Origin of the sequence: Klebsiella sp. RHBSTW-00215 (assembly GCF_014103785.1) — a bacterium.
Lineage (GTDB): Bacteria > Pseudomonadota > Gammaproteobacteria > Enterobacterales > Enterobacteriaceae > Klebsiella.
In genome coordinates this window covers 5,993,800-6,018,068 of the sequence record NZ_JABXQS010000001.1, presented here as the reverse complement: position 1 = coordinate 6,018,068, position 24,269 = coordinate 5,993,800, and the positions used below count along the sequence as shown (strand labels likewise).

Sequence of the window (24,269 nt, the reverse complement as noted above, 5' to 3'; positions counted from 1 at the left end):
GGTCTCGTTATGCCAACAGTGCCAACTGTACAAGGCCGCCAGGTTGAAAGCCGCGGCGTGCAGACCGGAGGATTTCAGGCCGTTGCTCAGCCAAATATCAGCGATGCGCTGGTAAACGTAGGCAACCAGGCACTTGACGTATTCGGCCAGGCTAAACAGCAAGCGGACCTTGCACTGACCCAAGATGCGACTCAAAGGCTTTATGCTGTTGGGAGCGGATTGATGGATGATCCCAAGGAAGGTCTGATGACTCTTCAGGGGAAAAATGCCATTGGTCAGGCTCCTGGGTATATCCAGAAATTTGATAACGAGATGCAAACTATTGCTGGCACACTTCCTGAGTCCGCACGAAATGTGTTCTTAAAGCATGCTCAACAGCAGCGAATGCAATTTGCCACTCAAGCAGAGCGGCATGAATTAGGACAACGTAGGCAGTATGAGTCCGGCCAGCAAGACGGTTATTTATCCTTGCAAGCTCAGCAAGCTATATCTAATCCACAGTTGTTCAACCAATCAGCATTGAATGCCAGAGCCTCAATTATGGCTTATGGCCAAGTGCATGGACAAAGCCCCGAAGAGATCGAATCAAAATGGGTTCAATAGCGTGAGCAAGCAGCAAATCGGGCGAGCGAATCTTGGTATACACCAATGTATCAGCAACTACTTGGGCCGAATGGGAGAATCGAGGTTTCCGATACGCCAAGTGAATCGCAACTTTTCTCCGCTATGATCTGGCAGGAGTCTGGCGGGAACCAGTACGGTAAAGACGGCTCTCCTCTGGTCTCACCAAAAGGTGCTGTGGGTGTCGCGCAGGTTACTGAAGGTACCGGGCCCGAAGCCGCACGCCTGGCTGGCTTAGCGTGGGACCGTGATAAGTGGTTAAACGATCCTCGCTACAATGCACAACTTGGAAGAGCATATTTCGGCGCGCAGATGAATAAATACGGTAACAATCCCGTATTGGCTGTTGCCGCCTACAATGCTGGTCCCGGAATCATTGATGATTGGATTAATGGGACCAATAAAACAGGCAAGAACGAAGGTCTCACAAAAATCGGTGACCCGCGTACTGGGGATATAAGCAATGAACAGTTCGCTGCGGCAATTCCATACGAGGAAACCCGCAACTATGTAGCGAAAGTTACCGGAGGTGCGCTGGCGATTCCAGACCAGGCCACAATGGAAAACCTCATCAACCAGCCATTCTGGAATGCGATGAGTCCACAGAACAAATCCGCCATGATGAGTAAAGTTGCAGGCATGTACGATATGCAGGCAGCTGCTGGCCGTGTAGCGCTGCAGAGTCAGATGCTTAATGACATGGTAACACTTGAAGCTGGAGGTTCAGTTAATCCAGTCACGCCACAGAAATGGGCAGGGGTAATGCCTTTGCAGGCTTCGCCCGCTGAGCGTATGCAACTGGAGAAAACCTATCAGCAGTATCAACAGGCTATGAGTCTGCAACCCGTCTACCAGACCATCGTGAAAGGTAATTATCAGCAAGGTCTCGCGGCCGTTCAGTCCATACAACCCAAGCAGGATGAGACAGATTCCAAATATAAGAGTGAGCTTTATGCTTCTGCTGTGTCAAAACTTCAGCAGGTTCATGATGCCCGCGAAGCTGATCCTGGTACTTGGTTACAGCAATATTCTCCGGTAGTTCAATCAGCCTTCCAGCAGTATCAAAATAGTCAGGTTACCGGTGAATATCTGGCCTCACGCATTCAGGCAGAAAAAGAGCGACTTGGGATCCGAAGCAAAAGTGTATTACCAGCGAGCATAGTTGACGGAATATCGGCAAAAGTTGATAGCGGCAATATGAACTTTTCTGACCTGAAAGGAATTATCTCTGGCTTTGGCCGTTACGGTGACTCTGTCGTAGCACAGTTGCAGCCAAAAACCAAAGCGGCAGTAAGGGTTGCTACAGCGATAAACGACCCTAATGCTGCTGACACGATGTTTACCATCCGCAATGTGAAGACTGAAGAGCTGAAGAAGAACGCTGGAGAACAAGCCAAAGGTGTAGACGTGGCCTGGAACTCTCTAATTTCTGCAGCATCGCCGACATTCAGCCTGCAGCGACAAGGTGGAGCGGAAACGCTTGCTGATATCAATGAGCAAGGGAAGCGCCTGGCTTATTACTACATGGCATCGGGGGAAGATGCTCAGGCTGCAACAGAAAAAGCCTATAAAAAAATGATCGGCGATCATTATACGGTCACTGATACATGGCGAATGCCTAACAACCTGGGACTGAAAGAGAATAATGTTACCGATGGTCTGAGTAATATCGTCAACAGCCTTAAGATAGATGATATTGGCAGCCGGAGTATGTTTTATATCCCAACAATGACGCCAGAGCAGAATGCCGCGAATAACCTTGCGCAGATACAGAATAGCGCTGAATGGGTGACAGACGAAAATGAGCAGGGTGTTTATCTGACAGTTAACGGCACTCCTATTCTGGATCAGCACGGTGCTCCTATCCATGTGAGCTTTGCTGATGCCAGTAAATCTGGAATTGCAAAACCGAGCACAACCGGCGCAGTTCTTAACTGGATGGGCGAAAAACGCAAAGTTACTCCTCCATCGGAGTTCTATACACCGAATGTTAATGCCACTATGTCCGATGCCTTCAGGGTGCTCCGGGGCCAGGATGCGACAAGTCCACTACCTCAAAAAGAGACTGACAGCCCGTCAAATACATTGCGCGATGCTCTGAATACGAGAGGAGGCCAATAATGGCGTTCTATACTGGTGCCCCGCTTAGCAACAACCCATTGCCAGTCGAGGGTAAGCAGCCACTATTGCGCTCGCTTGGCGCGTCTGTTTCTGAAGGATTCAACGAAGGCCCATTCGTATCATGGGGTGAGGAATCACGCCTTGCCCGGCTGAATATTGATCCCAGTGCAGAGCGATATAACCAAGAGGATGCTAGGCGTTTATTTGGTGAACATAAAATTGAATCAATCAATGTTCCTGCGGAGGGGTTAACAAAGCCTTATGTTGACGCTGTTATTCAGGACCATCAGGCTCATCTCAACAGGCAACAAATCTTACAAGGCGCTCCATCCGGTACTGTTGCAACTCCACTGAAGTATATGGCTAATCTGATGGGCAATATGGCAGATCCGGGTAATGCCTTAATAGGACTTATCCCCTTTGTTGGTGAGGCCAGAGCCGCAACACTTCTTGGCCGTGCTGGCCAACGTTTTCTACAGGGAAGTGCCTATGGCGCAGCACAGACAGCGGCAACAATGCCGCTGGTTGCCGAAGGACAAGCAGCTCAGGGTAATGATTTTACTATGGGTGATTACGCTTCCAACTTTCTATTTGGAACAATTGGTGGTGGTATTCTTCACGCAGGCGGTGGGATTGTGGCAGATGCGCTGCGAGCTCGTGATATGTCCACTTCCCGGGTAAATGAAGTACCAGGTGCAGCAACCGAAAAATCATCATCTCCGGAAAATGGTCTCCTCATCGAATCGCCGGCGGCGGAACCATTAATTATGCAACCGGGCATATTTCCTGATTCGCCAACATATCTCGCCAGAGCGCCGGCAGATGACCTGATCAGAAGCATCGATCATTACCGCGAGAACTATACGCAGCAAACGGCCTATAACGATGTTGTCCCTTCTTATGCCGATAATCTTCAGGAGTTGGCATCACGGCAGATAACAGGTGTTGGTGAACTTCAGCGCCAGGTTGAAAGCCTGACCAGAGATATTGGCTCTCTTGATGCATCGTTGCCCGAGCTTACTAAACAGTATCAGGGGAAAAGGATGAAGTTCAGGGAAGCGCGTGCAGCTGCGCAGGCTGAACTTGATAACCGCCGCCAGCAGTTACAGGCAGAGGTAGAACAACTGAATTCTCGTATTGGAGAACACCAGGACGGTGCCAGAGCGGCGCAGGAACTTGCATCTATCTCCCGCGGGGAACTTCCCGAACCGCTTGCACAGCAAGTCTCCCGGCGAGCCGATGAGATCCGCTTGTCACTCCGACAATCCCCGGTTGCGCAAGGTGTCAAAAGTGCAGCTCAGAAGTTAGGTGAGGCTGACTGGATGGTGCGCAATCAAGCTATGCGATCGGCGGTAGCGCAAATGCGCAGAGGAGAAGATGTAAATATCGAGCCGTTTCTCAACCTGGCAGACCCGAAGAAAAAAATTACAGCTATTGAGGATCTGTCTTTGCCTCGCCGCATTCCGGCTGCGCAAGACGATGTGGTGGCCAGTGCTTCAGCTGATAACCAGATAAAGTCCGCTGGTGAATCAGGGACTACTGATGACGCATTGAGGCAAGCAGAAGAAAACCTGAATTATACGCGCCAGATTAACGAAGCTATTTCTTCTGATGATCCAGAGTTTGCCGCATTAACGAAACAGGTTGACCATGAGGCCGCTGATACCTCCATGGAAAAAGCAATCAAAGCTGCGGCCATGTGCCGTATAGGGAAACTAAATGGCTGAAAATATTTTTCTCACCGCATGCGAAAAAACAGTAAATGATGCCGCCGGTCGTACCCTGACCGATGAAGAGATGCAGAGCTTATTTAACAACATGGATGATACGATAGCGCGGATCAAAGCTGAGAATGCCGCTATTTCAAATGAGGGGGCTGCGCTGCAGGCTGCTGAGGAGTTAATGAAATCCGAGAGGCTGGCAAAAGCCATTGAAACTCAGCAGAAGCTGATCAACCTCCGTCTTTACAAAAAACACTCGGCCTTTCTCAACAATACTCGTTTTGGCAAAGGCGCAGCAGATCGCCCTGATATCACTCTGTCTTCCATTCTGGTCGGGCGTAATGAATATGCGACCGGAACCCGTGAATCAGTAGCTAGGGAGCAGGAGCAACTGAGCGGTAAATACAACGGTGGTTTCTTTCACGACATCGATAAAACAGGTTACGAAAAAGCCTTTTCATCTGGTGAGTACGATCTTGATATAGCCCGAGCTATTGACCGTATGGGGCGCAGAGAGTCTATCGATGGTCTCCCTAAAGAGGCGATAGCACTTGGCAAAGTCATAATGAAGTGGAATGAAGTCACGCGTCTTGATAAAAATCGAGCCGGCGCATGGGTAGGTAAGCTGGCGGGATATATCACTCGCCAGAGCCACGACATGTACAAAATCAGAGCCGCAGGATACGAGGGATGGCGTGATTTTATTCTGCCGCGGCTGGATGATGGTACTTTTGAAGGCATATCTAATCGCGAAGAGTACCTACAAAACGTCTATAACAACCTGGCATCGGGAACACACCTGACTTACAAGCCCGCCTCAGAGTGGCTGAAGGGCTTCAAAGGTGGCGGATCTAATATAGCCAAACGAGCCAGTCAGGAGCGTGAACTCATTTTTAAGCCCGGTGGTGATGCCTGGTTCGAATACAACAAATTGTACGGCGCCGGGAATATTCGCGAATCTGTCATTGCCTCTCTGGATAGTGCAGCAAAAACAACCGGACTGATGCGGGTACTCGGAACAAATCCTGAGCACATGTTTCAGCGTCTTTTTGATGATCAGTTGCAGCGTATTAAAAAGACAAATAACCCCGCTGCAGTGGCTGATCTTAACGGTCAGTTCCGTATGCTCAAACAGCAGCTTGATGAGGTCATGGGGCTTACCAATATCCCAGGGAACGCAACCCTGGCAAAAATGGGCGCCAGTATTCGAGCAGTTGAGGGAATGACGAAGCTGGGTGGCGCAACGCTTTCATCCCTTAATGATATAGGCAACATGTCCATGGAAATGCGATATCAGGGCATGAATATCTATGAGGCAATGAGTAAAAACCTTGTGGCCAAGTTGCAGGGCTACAGCAGCGAAGAGAAAAAAGAAATCCTCAGTTATATGGGGATCGGTTTTGATGCAGTGCGCAATGAAGTGATCTCCAAATTTTCGGGAGATACTTCTGTCCCCGGAAAAATAGCCCGTCTTCAGCAGAAGTTTTTCAAATACAACTTGCTTAACTGGTGGACCGAAAACGGGCGTTCGGGCGCCGGCCTTATCATGTCCAACTGGATGGCGCGTAATGCTGGCAGTGAGTTTTCAAAGCTGAACCCCGAACTCCGCCGCGTACTTGAAATAAGTGGTATCGGTGAGCATGAGTGGTCGGTATTCCGTAATATGCAGATGGACGAACTGAACGGTAACAGCCATATGACCCCTAATGGTGTTCAGTTTATCCCCGATCACGACATTGAAAAATATCTTGCGACGCAGAACATCAAGGCCAGTTCGGCGGCGATCGCCAATGCGCGGGAAACCCTTGCAGGTAAACTCCGAGGCTACTATCTCGATCGTATTCAGGTTGCTATGTCCGAGCCAGGGGCGAGAACAAATGCGCTAATTAAATTTGGCACTGTACCAGGCACGCCGGTTGGTGAAGCCGTACGAATGATGATGCAGTTCAAATCTTTCACAGCGTCGTTTATGCAGAATACCCTGGGAAGGGAGTTGTACGGCCGTGGTTACACGCCGGCGGCCCTTGGGCAGAGTAAGCTACCGGCGCTGGCCAAAGTGATGTTTGCAGGTAACGGGGAATGGCAGGGATTTGCTCAATTGTTCGTATGGATGACTGCCTTTGGATATCTGTCCATGCAGGCAAAACTCATGGCAAAAGGGCAAACACCGCGACCACTGGATCATAAATCAGTCATGGCAGCGATGGCACAAGGTGGTGGTGCCGGCTTGATGGGGGATTTCCTTTTCGGCGAATATAACCGTTTCGGTGGGGGCATGGCATCCAGCCTGGCCGGGCCATTTGTAGGAGATGTGGATCAGCTACGGAACCTGTACCTGCAGGCCCGAGATGGCGATGCAAAGGCCGGAGATTTTCTCCGTTTCGGTATCAACCATACACCGTTCCTCAATCTGCTTGGTGTGCGTCAGGGAATGGACTATCTTATTCTGAACCGCATGCAGGAATGGTTATCACCTGGTTCTCTTGAGCGCTATGAGCAGCGTGTACAGAAAGATCAGGGTAATACCTTTATGTTACCACCGTCGCAATTCATGTTAGGGAAATAATAATGAATGCCAAATATATTGCTTGCGCTCTTTTTTGCTCATTTTTGTTACCAGCAGAAGCAAAGTTCTACAATGGTCAACAGCTATACCAATATGCCCTGGAGTATAAAAAAGCTGAGCAAGGGGTTCCCATCACGCCTGATAACCAGCTTCAGGCTGGCGTATTCATGGGGTATGTGGCGTCAATCATTGATGCATACGGGGCTGAAGGCGCTCAGGTTTTTTGTCAGCCTAATGGGCGGTTACAGACATATGCCGATGTCGTTTATAAATACTTAAACGATAACCCTAGTCAGCGAGTTAATTCAGCTGAAAGCTTAGTTATTTCCGCTATGCAGACATCGTTTCGTTGTAAAGAGCCACCAAAATGGATGAACAATAAATAGCGTGACATGTCACGAGGGGTGCTAATGCGCAATTTCATTATTTTGTTTTGCTTGGCCTTACCTTTTTCAGCATCGGCGATCGTCATGGGGGGCAGCAATCTCGGGTTTGGTGGGTATCCTGCCTTCTCTGAGATGGAGCCATCCCCGCCATACACTGACGATCAGTATGCTTGGGAAAACTATCGCCGCCAGGTTGCCGATTATACTGAGAAGGCAAAGCAGTATCTCGAAGACTCCAACTCTGATATGAAAAGGATTCAAGAGTCACAGCAGGAAGCGATAGACAAGGCAAACAGAGTTGTCGAAGAATATAACCGCAAGGCTAAAGGTTACTAACAAAAGGCCCACTATGAGGGCCTTTTTTGTAACGTGCTCAGTTATTGACTTATTATTATATCTTAATGGAGTTGTTATATGGAAACGGCAGGTGATTTCAGTGATGTTACTGAACTTCAAAAGTATATGAACTTTTCAAAATTCATGGACCTGATTGAAACTAATAAAATATTTCTTTCGAAAGCAGTTGGTTTTGAAGATAAAAATGAAGGAGGTTTAAGTTTAGAGTTCAGGTTATTAAATGATGGCAGCGCCATGAAGTTGGATTTTGCAATGAACCATTTGTGGCCAAGAGTAAAAAGATTAACGCCTGAAGAAAAAATTGAACATGACAGAAAAACAATAGAAATACAAGAAAGTATAGAAAAAAGAATTAACAAAACAGTTTTCGGCAATTTTCCTAATGATGAATTAGGTTTTGATGATATTAATAAACAATACAAAGAGTGGATCGATGTGAGCTGCTGGCATGCAAACATGCAAACATGCAAACATGCATGAGAGCATGGCGATGTGGAAAATTTATGGTGAATCGGAAAGTTCGGTATGCATAGTTACCAATCTTGAAAAAATAAAATCAAGTTTTGCCCCCCCTGACGGCTATAAGATGATTATCGCCAAAGTCGAATACATATCTCACGATACTGATTCGTTTAAAATTGAGCACGATCTAGCTCCTTTTATGCACAAATCTAACTTTTATACATATGAACAAGAAGTCAGACTTATTGGTTATAACCCTCTCTGTCAGTTTAAAGAAAAGAGGTCTGATTTTGGTACAAAGGTAAATTTGGATATCACAAATTTAATACAGGAGATAAGAGTGTCGCCTTATGCACCTAATTGGTTTTTTGAATTAGTGAAATTAGTATGTAAAAAATATGATTTAGATATACCAGTTAACCGTTCCAAAATATATGGGAGTTTATAAACACCAGAGTAATTTTTAATCAACTATCGCTTTTCGAGGTCATCGGCGCTTCCCTGCGCCAGTTGTATCACGTTGCCTTACCCACTGGGCGAAATGCTCTCTTGTCAATAGGCGGTTTTTTTCCAGAGAATTTTTTCGGACTGGCCGCTTTTCTTTCGTCTAGCCACTGCGCGATCTCATCACCATCCCAGGCACAGCGTCCCTCGGTAATATAAAAGCGTTTTGGAAATTGTCCTTTGTGTTCAAGGCGATCGATTGTACTCATAGATAAGGGAACCACCAGCAACAACTCTTTCCTACCAAAAGCTTTTTTCATTAATTATTTCAACCAAATGGATCAAAAATGGTGGTGTTTTTAGCAAATTTTATGTCAGAAATGCAGAGGATTATTCTTGGTTATGTGCTGTTGTGGATACGATTGGCCAGACATTATTCATTTGCTGTTTTGCCAACCAAGATCACAGACGATCTGATTATGGCAAAGCGTATCGCCGGCTTTGAGGACGAATACAAAGCAGATGCGGTATTTATCGACTTCGGATACGGTACCGGCCTCAAGTCCATCGGTAACGGCTGGGGACGGGCATGGCAGATTGTACCGTTCGGTGGCGCATCTACCGACACGCAGATGCTCAATAAGCACGGCGAGATGTACAAATCCGCTCGTGATGCGCTAAAGCTTGGTGCGCAACTGGATAGTCAGAACCTGGCCGATGAACTTAGCGCACCAGAGTACAAAGTGAGATTGAAGGACAGCCGGAAGATTCTGCAGGAAAAGGACGAAGTAAAAGAGCTGCTTGGACGCTCGCCAAACGATGCCGACGCCTATGTGCTGACCTACGCTTCCCCTGTTGTGAAGAAACAGTTCAACTATGGACAGCAAAGTCAGCAGGGTAAGGCGATTATTGATTATGATCCTTATGCTTAACTGGGTTGCTTTCATTCGCATACGGTAACCTGTATTTTTGAGCATAATCATTAGTAAGTGATTCAGTGACATGAATCATTTGATCACCATTACTTGTAGTTATTTCAAAGTATGCTGGATAGTTTTTTACTAACAGAGTTTGATACTCATCATTTCTTATTAACTTTCTTTCCAATGTTTGTATTTTCTCATCTTTCTCTGAAAATATCTTATTATTTAAACTAACTGCTTTATTGTATTCTTTTAAGTTGGTTTTTAATTCTATATTTTCGATGGTTAAAGCTTTGGTTTGCTCAGATGCATTCATTACTTCCAGTTTGGAGTTATTTATTTGGTTGCCTAGTTCCTCTATCTTATTCGCATCTTTAAATCTTAACTCTTGGATGTCTTTTATTTCTTGTGTTTTAAGCTCTATAATATCTTCAAGTTTTTTTATTTCACTTTTAAGATGTAAATTTTCATTTTTAGTCTGATGGATACTCTCCTCGATGAATTTATCTTCTTTTTTCTCTGCAAGTTTTTTTCGAGCCTCAATTTCTGCTATACGTTGTTGTTGTTCTGCTATTTTAATCTTCGATGAAAGTGTCAGTTCTATAGTATCAGAGTTTGGTTTGTCTTGAGTTGTAGCAACTAATTTGTTGGCTCTTGGTAATAAAAAGCAAATTAGGGCAGTTGTTACAATTGGTCCAAGCAAGTAAGAACCAATATCAAATGTTTTATTTATATACTCTATTCTGTCTTCTATTTTATTTGTGCTGAAAAAAAGGATGGTCAGCATTTGCCAGTTGAATCCAATCCATGAAAACACGAATGCACCAAGAACAGGGCTTTTTACCCTTTCTAAGGATGTTTGTCTGAATGATGCATAGAGATCCCTAATGAAGTCGAGCATTGTTCATCCCAGTATTGTTATGAAATATCATAAATAATACCTATAAGGTAATTTCTAGTCATCAAAAAAATGCCCAGCGAACCGGACGAAACTGAAGCAATGATGGAAAATTCTTAGTAAATAGCCATCATAACAAGGGTAAGCTGTCTATAGATAGACTGGCAGACCGCGGTGTAATTGCTTTACCCCCATTGGGGGAAAAGGCTACTGCCGGACGCCCGGTTACGTTTTATCTTTTCGAAGGTGAACAAGGAAAGCGCGACAGCATCATTGTCGTTGCCCAGCTCAGCCCTGAGTTTAAGGTGTTGATACTGATTCCGCAGGGCGCTTCAACCTGAATGCGTTACATAAAGCGAGTGGTCTTGGCGCTAACAAAGCCCCAGCCCAGTGGTTGCGTACTCAAACAGCTAAATCTTTACTAGCCGAGCTGGAAAAAGAAACTGTGCAGATTTGCATAGTATCTGATGAAGGCAGAAACGGCGGCACTTTCGCCCATGAACTGTTGGCTATTGAATACGCCGGGTGGATCTCTCCGTCGTTCCGTCTGCAGGTTAACCAAACGTTTCTTGATTTTAAAGCCGGTAAGCTTCAGGCATATCGTGATCCTATGGAGGCCCTGAACGATCCAGAGTTATTGCGCGGTACGCTCCTGGTATATACCGAAAAAGTGATTGCTCTTGAACACAAGGTTGATGAAATGCTGCCGGACGTCGAAGCACTGGATCGCATCGCCAAAGCCGAATGCAGTATGTGCATCACGAATGCGGCCAAAATTCTGCAGGTGCAGCCGAAATACCACTTCCAGATTGTTGAAAAAAAGCTAGAAGTGAATAATTATAATGATGTCTTAACATTCAAAATGGAGGGAAATATGTTAACCCAGTTTTTGAATGTCAGTATGGGGCTGGTGCTCTGAAAACGAGCACGGCGGAACAAGGCTATATGCATGACCGCTTGCTGATACTTGCCTATATGTCAGTGGTAGATACTGATTGAGACATGGAGTGAATCTTGCGGCGTCTTGTACCACCACTGAGTGCTTACATTGAGATGGCCCGGCAAAATGGAGGCCCGCATAACCGCTAGAGGCTGTTCTACCGTAATACCCAATCAGCTTACTCCAGCCAATTCAAACAAACTGCTTTCAGGTAGTTTTTTCATGGTTTTATTCAAAAAATCGCAATGTGTAGAATGTTGGTTCAATCCGCTAGATGTTGGTTCAAAATCAGGTGGTGTTGGTTCAATTTTTTAAAAAATACTCAAACAAAACAATGGTATTTACGTTTTGAGGCAACTGAGCCAACCGAACCAACACATTTTGCATGTATATAGAGAAATCGAGCCGGAATCGCCACCATCATAGGGCAAGTGAGCTACCTGCAGGAATACATCCGTACGCAGTGTATAAAATAGTTACTTGAGGTAACTATTTCTTGCCTAATAGATGAATGGTCTGAGTCTTTAGTTCATTAAAGTAATCCTCGTCATGGTGAAATTCCGCATTAAATTTAAGACTGCTTTCAACTTCACTGGACATCAACTCCGGGACCTTCACGATGCCATCGTTGATTACTGTTGAAATGGTGACAATTGCTACTTGAAGAGCATGGATATCAAGACGCATTTTTTCATTTTCAATTTCTAGCTCTTTAATTCTTTTCTCTAAATCAGACATTAGCTTCCTCCTTGTCGTTGAAAGATTAATGTATCACAAAGTTAAATTTGTAGTGAGGCAGCCATGATAAAGCCCGACCGGGAGGCGATCGAAACGGCGTACCGGGCCGAGGTGATGTCCCTCCGTGAAATTGCATCGCAGCACAGCATCAGCCACGTATCCATTAACAAGCGGGCAAAGAAAGAAGGGTGGGAGAAAGACCTATCCGCAAAAGTGAAAGCAAAGGCTGATACGCTGGTTAACAAAAGAGAGGTTAACAGGCAGGTTAACAGCAAAACAACCTCTCAGAATCTGTTAACCGAGAGGCAGATAATTGAGGCAGCGGCCTAGGTTATTGCTAATGTCCGCATGTCGCATCGCGGTTATACTCGACGGGCTAGGGAGTTAACGCACTGGCTCCACACATAGCCGCGGCATTCAGCCAACCCGCACGCACGCGCCTGATATCGAATTATCAGCGCCACTGGTATCACTTATTACCCGGCACCATCCCGGAAGACCATAGCGCACAACGTTACACCAGACCCTGGGAGAATCCGCGTTACTCTGCGTGGTGTTTTGCCGTTGCTCGTACACCGTCACCCTTTCCAGTAGGCCACCAGCAACCATATTTTCGAGAGTGCGCCGGGTTGATTCGAGCCGATGACGCTTGTCGAACGACTTCATGCCGTAAAGCAGGTAGGACACACCAGGCACATCGAGAGGAGGCGCACCGAGCTCGCCCATCACCCATTCCAGGTTATCCGGCTCAAAGTAGCTGAGTATCGTCTTTTTGCGGCTGGTCGGGCCTATGCAAAACGGGATCTGCAAAGGATTAAGAAGCGCAGTGTTCCGGGGGCGTGATTTGCTGGCTGGTGGTTGCGAGAATTTAGGACAGGTTAGGACGGATGGTGAATTATGGCGGCACTAAAACCAGAGGTTAAAGCTTTAATAATTCAGCCTGTTGTGTGTTACGAGGCGCCCTAGCAAGTCGCTGATGCCGTCCTAAATGGCACGCTGTCCCGGTAGACCGTAGCGCAGGTTTCTGCTAAAGCTAATGATTTGAGGGAGGTATACGACAAATGGGCGAACCGATTCAAATTGAAGGGACTACCCTTACGTTCGGTCTACCGTATATTCTGGTTGTCAAAAAGCTGCATAAACCAGTGTCTAACAACCGGCGGCGATTCAGTCACTCCTTGCGATATGCAAATCATGATCTCGCATGGATAGGACCGGAAGTGTTGATTCGAGAGAAGGATTTCAAAATTCTGCTGGAGAATTCCCAACGTTTCCCCTCGCATGACATCAGTGGAATGAAGTTTCGCTTCTGGTTGTACCACTCGGAAAATCATACCTACTACTGGGATCTGCTAAAGATGGTTGCGGAATTTGAGTGTATTTGCTTAGCGAGCAATCAAATAGATTATCGTGATACAGCGGGAGTGATGGAAAACACAACATACTATGACTACAAAACCGGAGAAATAACCGGTTCTGCCGAGGAGTGATTTTAATCACTGATAGGCATTGTATTGAGTAGCGTCCATTGACTGATAATCGCACAGAGCAGATGAGCACATTTGTTTTTCGTGTACACATGGGTGTGCACAAATCTATTTTATAAATAACAAATTACTTATAAATCAACAAAGTTATCCTTTATTTGTTATTCATATCAAGAAAAGCAAATAAGCTATTCGCCTGAATGAAGACCCCAAAGCCCGCATCTGTCGGGCTTTTTTATTTCTCGGGATCGCCAAATCGCTGATTAATAATAAACCTACTTGAGGCCGGCGTATAAATGTGCGAAAAATTAATCAGGATTAATACTTCTATGACATGAGGTCAAAATGAAAAGATTTTTAGCTCTCCTGATATTGTTTATTATCCCCATAACGTATGCCGCTGAATCACAACCCATTGAGCCTCGTATTAAGCCTGTTTATCCAGCTAAAGCTGAGAAAAAAGGGATCTCAGGTCAGGTTAAGGCGCAATTTGATGTAGACGATAATGGCCTTGTCACTAACGTTCAATTGTTAAGCGCCGACCCTTCCGGAATGTTTGATAACGAGGTCAGGGCCGCCATGAAAAAATGGCGATATGTTAAAGGGAAACCCTCGAGGAATAATATTATTACCATTAACTTCAGGCCGGGGCCGTCTTCCGTAGAGGTGCCATTGCCAAACCAGCCAGGTAGCATTCAAAGTAGGGGCGTTCCTTTTAGATAAGAAGAATACGTTTTATGGGGAATCGTTTAAAGGAATGGGAACAGGGATATGAAAAAGATAATAATAGGTATTTTGGTCATCTTTACCAGCGGCTGTGCGCCGCTTCATCCTGCGGATTGCCATAAAACAACAGCGCTTGGGGACTGCAGTTCTGGGCGTTTCACTGACAAAGATGAGTATGGCAGGCAGGCGAGGGCGATTAAAGAGTCTATAGAGTCCCAGCTACCCGATCGCTACGGATGGACGGGCAAAAAATGCAGGATACACGTGAGTTTTAGCTACGATGGACAACTGAATAGCATCAGAACAAGTGAAGGTAACAAACAATATTGTGCCGCGCTGGTTGATGCCGCTAAACGGGCCACTTTTGCGCCGTTTACAAATGAGAAAATCTATGATGCGTTTTCTCAGTCGCGATTCAGCATGCAGGGTGAATAAAACGAAACTCGGTAGCTCGGCGGTGGACGGATAGCCTGTTTGTTATTAATGATCCTCAAGTTGCAACAACAGCTGCTCGGTCCCCACTCGCTGCAAACGTGATAAAATGATGGAATATAAACGTCGTCAGGAGTCACCATGGAATTTAATTGCCCCGTTTGCCATACGCCGCTTGATGTACAAGCCAATATCGCGCACTGCGATCGTTGTGCTAAAGATTTTATTGTGGAAGCACGCTGCCCGGACTGCCACAAGCCGCTGGAAGTTTTAAAAGCTTGTGGCGCGGTAGATTATTTTTGCCAGAACGGACACGGACTCATTTCGAAAAAACGCGTGGAGTGGGTGGCTGTAGAGTAATCGATGTTACTTTTTCTTCGCCCGGGTTTTCTTCACGGATGTCACCGTTTTTACCTCGCTCTCTACCCAGCCGTCGTTGAGGCGGGTAGTGAGTAAATCCCCCTCTTGTACCTGTTTGGTTTGCTTCAAGACTTTGCCGTCGCTGGAGGACGTTACGCTATAGCCGCGAGCAAGAGTGGCCAGTGGGCTGACGGCTTCCAGGTGAGTCACCATATTACCGAAGCGCTCGCGCTGATCGCTTAAACGGGCGCGGATGTTTTCCGCCAGCCGGTATTCCAGTTGCTGAATACGGCTCTGGGTGCGATGAATACGCGGCTGTGGGTTTTGTTGATTCAGGCGTTGCGTGGCACGCTGCTGGCGCTGGTCGGCGCGTTTTATCTGCGTCTCAAGAGCGAAACGCATGCGCTGACGCAATCTTTCCAGCTCTGTTTGCTGACGGGCCAGGCGTAGCTGGGGATGCTGTTGCTGCAGGCGATGAAAAATCTGGGTAAAGCGACGATGCCGGTTGGCAAGGAAGTAGTCCATCGCCATCTCCAGACGTTGCTGTCCGGATTGTAGCTGGCGCAGTAGCTCCTGCTGATTACGGCTGACAATCTCTGCGGCTGCGGAAGGCGTTGGCGCGCGCAGATCGGCGACAAAATCAGCAATGGTCACATCGGTTTCATGACCCACAGCGCTGACTACTGGAAGACGACTGGCAAAAATAGCCCGGGCTACCCGCTCGTCGTTAAAGCTCCATAAATCTTCCAGTGAACCGCCTCCGCGCCCGACAATTAACACGTCGCATTCATTACGTGCGTTGGCAAGCTCAATGGCGCGAACGATTTGTCCCGGAGCGTCCTCGCCCTGAACGGCGGTCGGGTAGATAATCACCGGCAGAGAGGGATCGCGACGCTTAAGTACGTGTAAAATATCGTGCAGCGCGGCCCCGGTTTTCGACGTAATGACGCCGACGCAGTGTGCTGGAGCGGGGAGTGCTTGTTTATGCTGTTGATCGAACAGTCCTTCCGCAGCCAATGCTGCCTTAAGCTGTTCATATTTCTGCTGAAGCAGGCCTTCACCCGCAGGCTGCATGCTTTCGACGATAATTTGATAATCACCGCGTGGTTCATACAACGTAATGTTGGCGCGAACCAACACCTGTTGCCCATGCTGCGGACGAAACGTCACGCGGCGGTTGCTGTTGCGGAACATCGCGCAGCGAACCTGGGCGTTATCGTCTTTTAAAGTGAAGTACCAGTGACCTGAAGAGGGCTGGCTGAAATTCGAGATCTCGCCGCTAATCCACACCTGACCCATTTCACGTTCCAGCAGCAAACGAACCGACTGGTTTAGGCGGCTAACCGTGTAAATTGAGGGGGATTGAGATGGCAACATGTGAGCAAGATCAAATTCTAAATCAGCAGGTTATTCAGTCGATAGTAACCTGCTGAGAGGGGATCGCAAGTATTATTTGCAAAAAAGGGTAGATGCAATCGGTTACGCTCTGTATAATGCCACGGCAATATTTATCCACCCAGGTCGAGATATTGCCCATGCTACGTATCGCTAAAGAAGCCCTGACGTTTGACGACGTCCTCCTCGTTCCAGCACATTCAACCGTTTTGCCAAATACCGCCGATCTCAGCACTCAGCTGACGAAAACTATTCGTCTGAACATTCCTATGCTTTCCGCTGCAATGGATACCGTGACTGAAGCGCGTCTGGCGATTGCCCTGGCACAGGAAGGCGGCATCGGCTTTATTCATAAAAACATGTCCATTGAGCGCCAGGCTGAAGAAGTTAAGCGCGTGAAAAAACATGAATCCGGCGTGGTTTCCGACCCGCAGACTGTCCTGCCGACAACCACTTTGCGTGAAGTCAAAGAGCTGACTGAACGCAACGGTTTTGCCGGTTATCCGGTAGTGACTGAAGACAATGAATTGGTTGGTATCATCACCGGTCGTGACGTGCGTTTCGTTACTGACATGAACCAGCCAGTCAGCGTTTATATGACGCCGAAAGAGCGCCTGGTCACCGTGCGTGAAGGTGAAACCCGCGAAGTAGTGCTTGCCAAAATGCACGAAAAACGTGTTGAGAAAGCGCTGGTTGTTGACGATAGTTTCCATCTGCGCGGCATGATCACCGTTAAAGACTTCCAGAAAGCAGAACGTAAGCCAAACTCCTGTAAAGATGAGCATGGTCGCCTGCGCGTAGGCGCGGCGGTTGGTGCGGGTGCAGGCAACGAAGAGCGTGTTGATGCGCTGGTTGCCGCGGGCGTTGACATTCTGCTGATCGACTCTTCCCATGGCCATTCTGAAGGCGTGCTGCAGCGTATCCGTGATACGCGTGCCAAATATCCTGACCTGCAAATCATCGGCGGTAACGTGGCTACCGGCGCAGGCGCACGTGCCCTGGCGGAAGCGGGCTGCAGCGCGGTCAAAGTGGGTATCGGCCCAGGTTCCATCTGTACGACTCGTATCGTGACCGGCGTGGGCGTTCCGCAGATTACCGCTGTTTCTGACGCGGTTGAAGCGCTGGAAGGCACCGGTATTCCGGTTATTGCTGACGGCGGAATCCGTTTCTCTGGCGATATCGCCAAAGCGATTGCCGCAGGCGCTGCTGCCGTAATGGTTGGCTCCATGTTGGCCGGTACCGAAGAGTCTCCGGGCGAAATCGAACTCTATCAGGGTCGTTCTTACAAATCTTACCGCGGTATGGGTTCCCTTGGCGCGATGTCCAAAGGCTCTTCTGACCGCTACTTCCAGACCGATAACGCCGCCGACAAACTGGTACCGGAAGGTATCGAAGGTCGCGTCGCTTATAAAGGTCGCCTGAAAGAGATCATTCACCAGCAGATGGGCGGCTTGCGCTCCTGTATGGGTCTGACCGGTTGTGGTACCATCGACACCCTACGGACCAAAGCGGAATTCGTGCGCATCAGCGGCGCGGGTATCCAGGAGAGCCACGTTCACGACGTGACGATCACCAAGGAATCGCCTAACTACCGCATGGGCTCCTGATTTTCTTCGCCCGGCCATGCGCCGGGCGATTTATTTAACCTGTATCACTTGCCTCGGAATTATCGTCAATGACGGATAACATTCATAAACATCGTATTCTTATTCTGGACTTCGGTTCTCAGTACACCCAGCTGGTGGCGCGTCGCGTTCGTGAATTAGGTGTCTATTGCGAACTGTGGGCATGGGACGTCACTGAAGCTCAAATTCGTGAGTTCAACCCTAACGGCATTATTCTTTCCGGCGGCCCGGAAAGTACCACTGAAAATAACAGTCCGCGCGCGCCGCAGTATGTGTTTGAAGCTGGCGTACCGGTATTTGGCGTGTGCTACGGCATGCAGACCATGGCGATGCAGCTGGGCGGCCACGTTGAAGCCTCTAATGAGCGCGAATTTGGCTATGCGCAGGTTGAAGTTCAGACCGATAGCGCGCTGATCCACGGCATTGAAGATGCGCTGAGCGCAGATGGCAAGGCTATGCTGGACGTCTGGATGAGCCACGGTGATAAAGTTACCGCCATCCCGTCTGACTTCGTCACCGTTGCCAGCACCGAAACCTGCCCGTTCGCCATTATGGCTAACGAAGAGAAGCGTTTCTACGGCGTGCAGTTCCACCCGGAAGTGACTCACACTCGTCAGGGTTTGCGTATGCTTGAGCGCTTTGTGCTTGAGATCTGCCAGTGTGAAGCGCTGTGGACGTCGGCAAAAATTATCGAAGATGCTATTGAGCGCATCCGTCAGCAGGTTGGCGACGATAAAGTGATCCTCGGTCTGTCCGGTGGCGTGGACTCTTCCGTTACCGCGATGTTGCTGCACCGCGCTATTGGTAAAAACCTGACCTGCGTATTCGTTGATAACGGCCTGCTGCGCCTGAATGAAGCTCAGCAGGTGATGGACATGTTCGGCGATCGTTTCGGCCTGAACATTGTTCACGTTGAAGGTGAAGAACGTTTCCTGAGCGCGCTGAAAGGTGAAAATGACCCGGAAGCAAAACGTAAAATCATCGGTCGCGTGTTTGTTGAAGTATTTGATGAAGAAGCGCTGAAGCTGGAAGATGTGAAGTGGCTGGCACAGGGGACTATCTACCCTGACGTCATCGAGTCTGCGGCATCTGCAACCGGTAAGGCACACGTCATTAAATCCCACCACAACGTGGGCGGCTTGCCGAAAGAGATGAAAATGGGCCTCGTTGAACCGCTGCGCGAGCTGTTCAAAGATGAAGTACGTAAGATTGGTCTCGAACTGGGCCTGCCGTACGACATGCTGTATCGCCATCCGTTCCCGGGACCTGGCCTCGGCGTGCGCGTGCTGGGCGAAGTGAAGAAAGAGTACTGCGACCTGCTGCGTCGCGCTGATGCCATCTTCATCGAAGAGCTGCACAAAGCCGATCTGTACAACAAAGTGAGCCAGGCATTCACCGTATTCCTGCCAGTTCGCTCCGTTGGCGTGATGGGCGATGGCCGTAAGTACGACTGGGTGGTTTCCCTGCGTGCTGTCGAAACCATCGACTTTATGACTGCGCACTGGGCGCATCTGCCGTACGACTTCTTAGGCCGCGTGTCTAACCGTATCATCAATGAAGTCAACGGCATTTCCCGTGTGGTGTATGACATCAGCGGTAAGCCGCCAGCGACCATTGAGTGGGAATGATCCTGCGTCCGGCATAGACCAGCAGCAAGTGGCATGAAACACCCCTGAAGCCCGCGTAATTGCGGGCTTTTTGCGTTTTCGGCTCCGCACTATCTGGCAAGTTTTCGCATCGCCAAGCACCCCGTTTTTATGGCATGGTAGATGGTACGACCTGACCCTAATGCCATGTTCGGCGCTCGATACCATGTCGCTCCTAATCAGATTGGCATGGTATTGATTTACGTTAAAGTATTGATTTGTAAGGTTTTTATGAGATTAATGCGATGCGGAGTGAACATGGTATTTTTTAGAGGAAACCCGCCCTGACCATGCTGACCGATACCAAGCTGCGTAACATCAAGCCGAAAGACAAGCTGTACAAAGTGAACGACCGTGACGGTCTCTATGTAGCCATCACCCCGGCGGGGTCGATTTCATTCCGCTACAACTACTCGATCCACGGTAGGCAGGAGACCATCACCTTCGGCCGTTACGGTGTAGGGGGCATCACCCTAGCGGAAGCCCGGGAACGACTCGGCGAGGCAAAAAAGATGATCGCCGCTGGGAAGTCACCAGCCAAAGAGAAGGCCAGAGAAAAGGGCCGCGTCAGGGATGCGGAGACGTTCGGCGCTTGGGCTGAAAAATGGCTGCGTGGGTACCAAATGGCTGATTCCACCCGCGATATGCGACGCTCGGTTTTCGAACGAGAGCTAAAGCCGAAATTTGGCAACCAGAAACTCGCTGAAATTACGCATGAGGACCTGCGAGCGCTGACTGACAGCATCGTGGAGCGAGGTGCTCCGGCAACAGCAGTTCACTCGCGAGAGATTGTGATGCAGGTCTTTCGATGGGCAATCGAACGTGGTCAGAAGGTTGAGAACCCGGCTGATCTAGTACGGCCTACCAGCATCGCAAAATTCGAGCCGCGCGACCGGGCCTTGACTCCTGATGAAATCGCCTTGATGTATCAGTACATGGAACGCATTGGTACCGCTTCTTCGGTGCGTGTTGCGGCTAAGTTGCTGTTGCTAACCATGGTTCGCAAAAGTGAACTGACCAATGCGACTTGGAGCGAAATCAATTTCAGCGAAGCAGTCTGGACAGTTCCCAAAGAGCGGATGAAGCGCCGTAATCCGCATTTGGTGTTCCTGTCCAGGCAAGCGCTTGATATTTTCATTGCCCTGAAAACCTTTGCGGGTGGCTCGGAATATGTTCTTCCATCGCGCTATGACTCTGACTTACCGATGAGCAGTGCCACTCTCAATCAAGTGCTAACGCTGACCTATCGCCTCGCCCAGAAAGAGGGGCAGTCGCTAGGCAAGTTCGGGCCGCACGACTTGCGACGGACTGCCAGCACATTGTTACATGAGGCTGGCTATAACACCGATTGGATCGAGAAGTGCCTCGCACACGAACAGAAGGGTGTGCGAGCGGTTTACAACAAGGCCGAATATCGAGATCAGCGTCGGGCGATGCTGCAGGATTGGGCGGACATGATCGACGAGTGGACGCTTAGGAGACCGCGCTCCGAGGGCTGATACCGAGCTTCGTGGACTACAGAGTACATGGCGCCCATTCGTTTGTGGCGAAACGCCCACTTCGGTGGGCTTTTTTTTTGTCCCGAAACGCACGTTTTAGGGACACTTTTTTTCTCTGAATTTCGTTTAAAAAAACTACCGATAAAACAAGAGATTGGGTGATTATCCCCGTCCCGAAACTGGACGTTTGACGGACACTTAAGTGATTGATTTGTATGGAAAAATCGTCTAAAAATGCTGGAAAATACCGGAAATGTGGGGCAATAATCGAACCTCGAATGATCACGAAACGAGGTATTCGGTGTGGAGAAAGAATCGAGAAAAGTCCTGATCAGCAAGAAACAGTTGCTGGCAATGATCCCGTTGTGCGAGCGCACGATCTACAACTTTGAAAAGCAGGGAAAATTCCCTCGGCGTATTGCTCTTAGCAGCCGTAAGGTGGTCTGGGATTTGGGGGAAGTGGAGGAATGGATTGATGCGTGCAAGGGGACCGGCCCGGCTCCCCGGCCCGGAATGGGGGCCTGAATTGTGGCGATTGACTTACGGGCAGCTTTCGAGAACGAGCCGCCCTCACTTGACTTCATATGGCCCGGCTTCCTTGCAGGCACAGTGGGAGCCTTGGTAGCTCCCGGAGCCACTGGTAAGAGCTTCTGGGCGCTGGAGGCGGCAATGTCCGTTGCCTGTGGCGCAACCGTTGAAAGCAGAGCGGCCGGTGGTGACTTGGTAGGGCTTGCACCTGCGAAAGCTGGTCGCGTCGTCTATTTCGCTGGAGAAGACCCGGAAGTCGCACTGGTGCGCCGTATCCATGCCATCGGTCAGCATCTGAACCAGCAGTCACGGGAAGTCATCGCGCAGAACCTCACCCTTGAGCCGATCATGGGTAAGCGCTTGAATGTGATGGATGAGCGGCACCTTGCCCGCGTCATTGAGTTTTGCGCCGGTGCCCGGTTGATCGTGCTGGATACCCTGAGCCGCATTCACGACAGGGACGAGAACAGCAACGGCGACATGGCACGACTTGTTTCTACGCTGGAGCACATTGCGGCGTGTACCGGGGCCTCAGTTCTGTACCTGCACCACGTTAGCAAAGGTAGCGCCCGAGAGGGGCAGACGGATCAACAGCAGGCAGCACGAGGCGCATCCGCTCTAATCGACAATGCCCGCTGGTGCGGCTTCGTCGCAAAGATGACCGAGGACGAGGCCAAGAGCCTGAGCGACCGCTCCTATGACCGTCAGCCCATCGACAACGACCGGCGCGGCTTCTTTGTCCGTTTTGGTGTCAGCAAACAGAATTACGACGCTACTCCGCACGACCAATGGTATCAACGCCGCGACGGCGGCGTTTTGCTGCCGGTGGAGTTGTTGGACGTTAAGCAGGACAGCGGAAAGGTGCGTCAACGTGAGCAAGCATGACTTGACTCACGCCCGGCACGACCCGGTGCATTGTCTGGCACCCGGCCTGTTCCGTAGCCTCAAACGTGGCGAACGCAAGCGCAGCAAACTGGACGTTGTCTATGACTACGGCAATGGCAAGCGTATCGAGTTCAGTGGGCCGGAACCGCTGGGGGCCGACGATCTGCGTATTCTGCAAGGACTGGTTGCTATGGCTGGACCTTGCGGTCTTGTGCTTTCTTCCGATCCTCAGACAGAAGCAGGTCGGCAGCTCCGGCTATTTCTCGAACCTAAGTGGGAAGCGGTCCAGCAGGATGCGATGGTAGTCAAGGGTAGCTATCGGTCGCTGGCCCGTGAGGTTGGCTATGCGGACATCGACAATACTAGGCCAGTACGCGATTGCATTGAGAGGCTCTGGAAGGTCTCTATCATTGCGCAAAATGGAAGGAAGCGGCAGGGCTTCCGTTTGCTATCCGAGTACGCAAGTGATGAGCAGGAAGGCAAGCTGTATGTGGCATTGAACCCCCTTATTGCTCGCGCAATCATGGGTGGGCAGCACATCCGCATAGATATGGCCGAAGTAAGAAAGCTACAGACCGACCCCGCCCGCCTGATTCATCAACGTCTATGCGGCTGGATCGACCTCGGCAAGTCGGGGCGGGTAGAGCTGGACACGCTATGCGGCTATGTCTGGCCGGATGAACCGGCGAACCCGAATACCATCAAAAAACGTCGCCAGACGGCACGCAAAGCGCTGGCCGAGCTTGCTGCCGTGGGTTGGAGGCTGGACGAGTATGCTAAGGGAAAATGGGAAATCAGGCGACCCAATGCATCCGAGTGTAATGCCGCGCCCCCCTGTTTAACGGCACCTAACCCCCTGTTTAACAGTACCCAAACCCCTGTTTAACGGCACCCGGCCTGTTTCTGGAAACCTAGCAACGGCGGGGCCTTGCGGGCCGTTCGCAAATTCCATCCAAGATTCTCTAAGAATCTCTATCATGCGCGCGAAGCGCCGCGCCCTGGTGGCGCAGCTCATCGCTTGCTGCTGTTGGTCGGCCTGCGGCCGTTGGGCACCAAAAGGAAGGGCGGCTCCCTCGAACACACACACCACCTAAACCACCAAGTGCATCGCGCCGTCTGCGGCATCCGAAGACGCACTAAAGAGAAGATCTCGGGGTGAACGACCAATCAGAAGGTCTTAGGAGCCGCCATAACGCTTTTAAATGATGCGGGATGGCCATCGGGTGCTGTAGCCAAAAAATCGCTCAGAATGCAGCTCAGGGCCTTACAGGTGGTGTAATAGACGGAGCTGAGACAGGTTCGTGCGTATTACTAATGGCGAAGCCCTCGCGCTTTTGATCGGCGCAGCCGGGAGTAGCCCCGTGATGAAATATCGCGAGTAGCCGCAAGTCCGGTGTGTCAACGCAAAGCGTTGTCCACGGGACACGCAGCACCGCAGGTGCGGAGGCTTTGGGCTTGTGCTGGGACTGACAGAACGACCAACTGACGGGGAGTGAACCTGATGCAATC

The 24,269-nt window shown here is 49.4% G+C and carries 24 protein-coding genes and 4 pseudogenes; 23 read left to right on the top strand and 5 right to left on the bottom strand.

The genetic code is table 11. From position 1 onward, the window contains the following. Positions 1–9: 9 nt before the first annotated feature. From HV127_RS31885 to HV127_RS28610, 8 genes are all read left to right on the top strand, one after another. The gene (locus HV127_RS31885) at positions 10–603 is read left to right on the top strand and encodes a hypothetical protein (protein ID WP_228727515.1); all 594 of its coding nucleotides are present in this window, start codon (positions 10–12) and stop codon (positions 601–603) included. A gap of 45 nt (positions 604–648) precedes the next feature. Continuing rightward, positions 649–2,742 carry a transglycosylase SLT domain-containing protein gene (locus HV127_RS28640; RefSeq protein WP_228727514.1) on the top strand — a complete coding sequence of 698 codons (2,094 nt, stop codon included), beginning with the start codon at positions 649–651 and terminating at the stop codon, positions 2,740–2,742. Next, positions 2,742–4,469: a hypothetical protein gene (locus tag HV127_RS28635; RefSeq protein WP_182240372.1), complete on the top strand. Its 1,728-nt coding sequence runs from the start codon at positions 2,742–2,744 to the stop codon at positions 4,467–4,469. Before HV127_RS28640 ends, HV127_RS28635 begins: the two co-directional genes overlap by 1 nt. Beyond that, positions 4,462–7,029 (top strand): hypothetical protein, encoded by a 2,568-nt coding sequence (locus HV127_RS28630; RefSeq protein ID WP_182240369.1) that lies wholly within the window; start codon positions 4,462–4,464, stop codon positions 7,027–7,029. Before HV127_RS28635 ends, HV127_RS28630 begins: the two co-directional genes overlap by 8 nt. A 2-nt stretch (positions 7,030–7,031) precedes the next feature. Continuing rightward, on the top strand, positions 7,032–7,415 hold the full coding sequence (locus HV127_RS28625; RefSeq protein ID WP_182240367.1) for a Rap1a/Tai family immunity protein: 384 nt from the start codon (positions 7,032–7,034) through the stop codon (positions 7,413–7,415). Positions 7,416–7,439: 24 nt separating this feature from the next. Continuing rightward, entirely contained in the window at positions 7,440–7,751 is a 312-nt protein-coding gene (locus HV127_RS28620; RefSeq protein ID WP_101976188.1) for a hypothetical protein, read from the top strand. A 78-nt stretch (positions 7,752–7,829) separates the two neighbouring features. Further along, positions 7,830–8,252 (top strand): hypothetical protein, encoded by a 423-nt coding sequence (locus tag HV127_RS28615; RefSeq protein ID WP_182240365.1) that lies wholly within the window; start codon positions 7,830–7,832, stop codon positions 8,250–8,252. Positions 8,253–8,256: 4 nt separating this feature from the next. Next, positions 8,257–8,682: a DUF2971 domain-containing protein gene (locus HV127_RS28610; protein ID WP_182240363.1), complete on the top strand. Its 426-nt coding sequence runs from the start codon at positions 8,257–8,259 to the stop codon at positions 8,680–8,682. A gap of 67 nt (positions 8,683–8,749) precedes the next feature. Here HV127_RS28610 and HV127_RS28605 read toward each other — a convergent pair whose 3' ends face one another. Continuing rightward, positions 8,750–8,998: an AlpA family phage regulatory protein gene (locus HV127_RS28605; RefSeq protein WP_182240361.1), complete on the bottom strand. Its 249-nt coding sequence runs from the start codon at positions 8,996–8,998 to the stop codon at positions 8,750–8,752. Between the two features lie 144 nt (positions 8,999–9,142). Between HV127_RS28605 and HV127_RS28600 the strand changes: the two are divergent. Further along, a pseudogene (locus tag HV127_RS28600) lies at positions 9,143–9,610 on the top strand (terminase); the annotation flags it as partial. Here the strand turns inward: HV127_RS28600 and HV127_RS28595 are convergent. Beyond that, positions 9,585–10,502: a hypothetical protein gene (locus tag HV127_RS28595; protein WP_182240359.1), complete on the bottom strand. Its 918-nt coding sequence runs from the start codon at positions 10,500–10,502 to the stop codon at positions 9,585–9,587. The pseudogene HV127_RS28600 and the gene HV127_RS28595 overlap by 26 nt on opposite strands. Positions 10,503–10,630: 128 nt before the next feature. Here HV127_RS28595 and HV127_RS31880 point away from each other — a divergent pair. From HV127_RS31880 to HV127_RS32060, 3 genes and pseudogenes are all read left to right on the top strand, one after another. Beyond that, a pseudogene (locus HV127_RS31880) lies at positions 10,631–10,801 on the top strand (DNA-binding protein); the annotation flags it as partial. Between the two features lie 20 nt (positions 10,802–10,821). Continuing rightward, positions 10,822–11,067, top strand: a pseudogene (locus HV127_RS32065) (KilA-N domain-containing protein); the annotation flags it as partial. 42 nt (positions 11,068–11,109) lie between these two features. After that, positions 11,110–11,418, top strand: a complete 309-nt coding sequence (locus HV127_RS32060; RefSeq protein ID WP_275944529.1) for a phage antirepressor KilAC domain-containing protein — start codon at positions 11,110–11,112, stop codon at positions 11,416–11,418. Between the two features lie 510 nt (positions 11,419–11,928). On the opposite strand, the gene HV127_RS28585 is transcribed toward HV127_RS32060, so the two are convergent. Beyond that, entirely contained in the window at positions 11,929–12,177 is a 249-nt protein-coding gene (locus HV127_RS28585; protein ID WP_182240357.1) for a hypothetical protein, read from the bottom strand. Between the two features lie 63 nt (positions 12,178–12,240). On the opposite strand from HV127_RS28585, the pseudogene HV127_RS28580 reads away from it, so the two are divergent. After that, positions 12,241–12,576: pseudogene (locus HV127_RS28580) on the top strand (hypothetical protein); the annotation flags it as partial. An 18-nt stretch (positions 12,577–12,594) separates the two neighbouring features. On the opposite strand, the gene HV127_RS31875 reads toward HV127_RS28580, so the two are convergent. Then, positions 12,595–12,969 (bottom strand): hypothetical protein, encoded by a 375-nt coding sequence (locus HV127_RS31875; protein WP_228727539.1) that lies wholly within the window; start codon positions 12,967–12,969, stop codon positions 12,595–12,597. Between the two features lie 269 nt (positions 12,970–13,238). On the opposite strand from HV127_RS31875, the gene HV127_RS28575 reads away from it, so the two are divergent. From HV127_RS28575 to HV127_RS28560, 4 genes are all read left to right on the top strand, one after another. Beyond that, positions 13,239–13,667 (top strand): hypothetical protein, encoded by a 429-nt coding sequence (locus tag HV127_RS28575; RefSeq protein ID WP_182240353.1) that lies wholly within the window; start codon positions 13,239–13,241, stop codon positions 13,665–13,667. Between the two features lie 342 nt (positions 13,668–14,009). Next, positions 14,010–14,387 (top strand): TonB family protein, encoded by a 378-nt coding sequence (locus HV127_RS28570; RefSeq protein ID WP_182207540.1) that lies wholly within the window; start codon positions 14,010–14,012, stop codon positions 14,385–14,387. Positions 14,388–14,435: 48 nt separating this feature from the next. Then, complete coding sequence (locus HV127_RS28565) at positions 14,436–14,825, top strand: cell envelope integrity TolA C-terminal domain-containing protein (protein WP_182207539.1); 390 nt, start codon at positions 14,436–14,438, stop codon at positions 14,823–14,825. Between the two features lie 138 nt (positions 14,826–14,963). After that, positions 14,964–15,182 carry a zinc ribbon domain-containing protein gene (locus HV127_RS28560; RefSeq protein ID WP_181485343.1) on the top strand — a complete coding sequence of 73 codons (219 nt, stop codon included), beginning with the start codon at positions 14,964–14,966 and terminating at the stop codon, positions 15,180–15,182. 6 nt (positions 15,183–15,188) lie between these two features. Here the strand turns inward: HV127_RS28560 and xseA are convergent, their stop codons facing one another. Beyond that, the gene (gene xseA, locus HV127_RS28555) at positions 15,189–16,559 is read right to left on the bottom strand and encodes an exodeoxyribonuclease VII large subunit (protein ID WP_182240351.1); all 1,371 of its coding nucleotides are present in this window, start codon (positions 16,557–16,559) and stop codon (positions 15,189–15,191) included. Positions 16,560–16,717: 158 nt separating this feature from the next. On the opposite strand from xseA, the gene guaB reads away from it, so the two are divergent. The 6 genes from guaB to repC all read left to right on the top strand — a co-directional run bounded on the left by guaB (position 16,718) and on the right by repC (position 23,646). Then, positions 16,718–18,184: an IMP dehydrogenase gene (guaB, locus tag HV127_RS28550; protein ID WP_110272117.1), complete on the top strand. Its 1,467-nt coding sequence runs from the start codon at positions 16,718–16,720 to the stop codon at positions 18,182–18,184. Between the two features lie 68 nt (positions 18,185–18,252). After that, positions 18,253–19,830 (top strand): glutamine-hydrolyzing GMP synthase, encoded by a 1,578-nt coding sequence (gene guaA, locus HV127_RS28545; protein WP_110272118.1) that lies wholly within the window; start codon positions 18,253–18,255, stop codon positions 19,828–19,830. Positions 19,831–20,138: 308 nt separating this feature from the next. Then, a complete protein-coding gene (locus HV127_RS28540; RefSeq protein WP_103714983.1) occupies positions 20,139–21,347 on the top strand; it encodes a site-specific integrase in 1,209 nt (402 codons plus the stop codon). 303 nt (positions 21,348–21,650) lie between these two features. Continuing rightward, a complete protein-coding gene (locus tag HV127_RS28535) occupies positions 21,651–21,872 on the top strand; it encodes an AlpA family phage regulatory protein (protein ID WP_182240349.1) in 222 nt (73 codons plus the stop codon). Between the two features lie 3 nt (positions 21,873–21,875). Then, entirely contained in the window at positions 21,876–22,760 is an 885-nt protein-coding gene (locus HV127_RS28530) for a helicase RepA family protein (protein ID WP_182240347.1), read from the top strand. Further along, entirely contained in the window at positions 22,747–23,646 is a 900-nt protein-coding gene (repC, locus tag HV127_RS28525; protein WP_182240345.1) for a replication protein C, IncQ-type, read from the top strand. The genes HV127_RS28530 and repC overlap by 14 nt, the downstream gene beginning before the upstream one ends. The last annotated feature ends 623 nt before the right edge of the window (positions 23,647–24,269 follow it).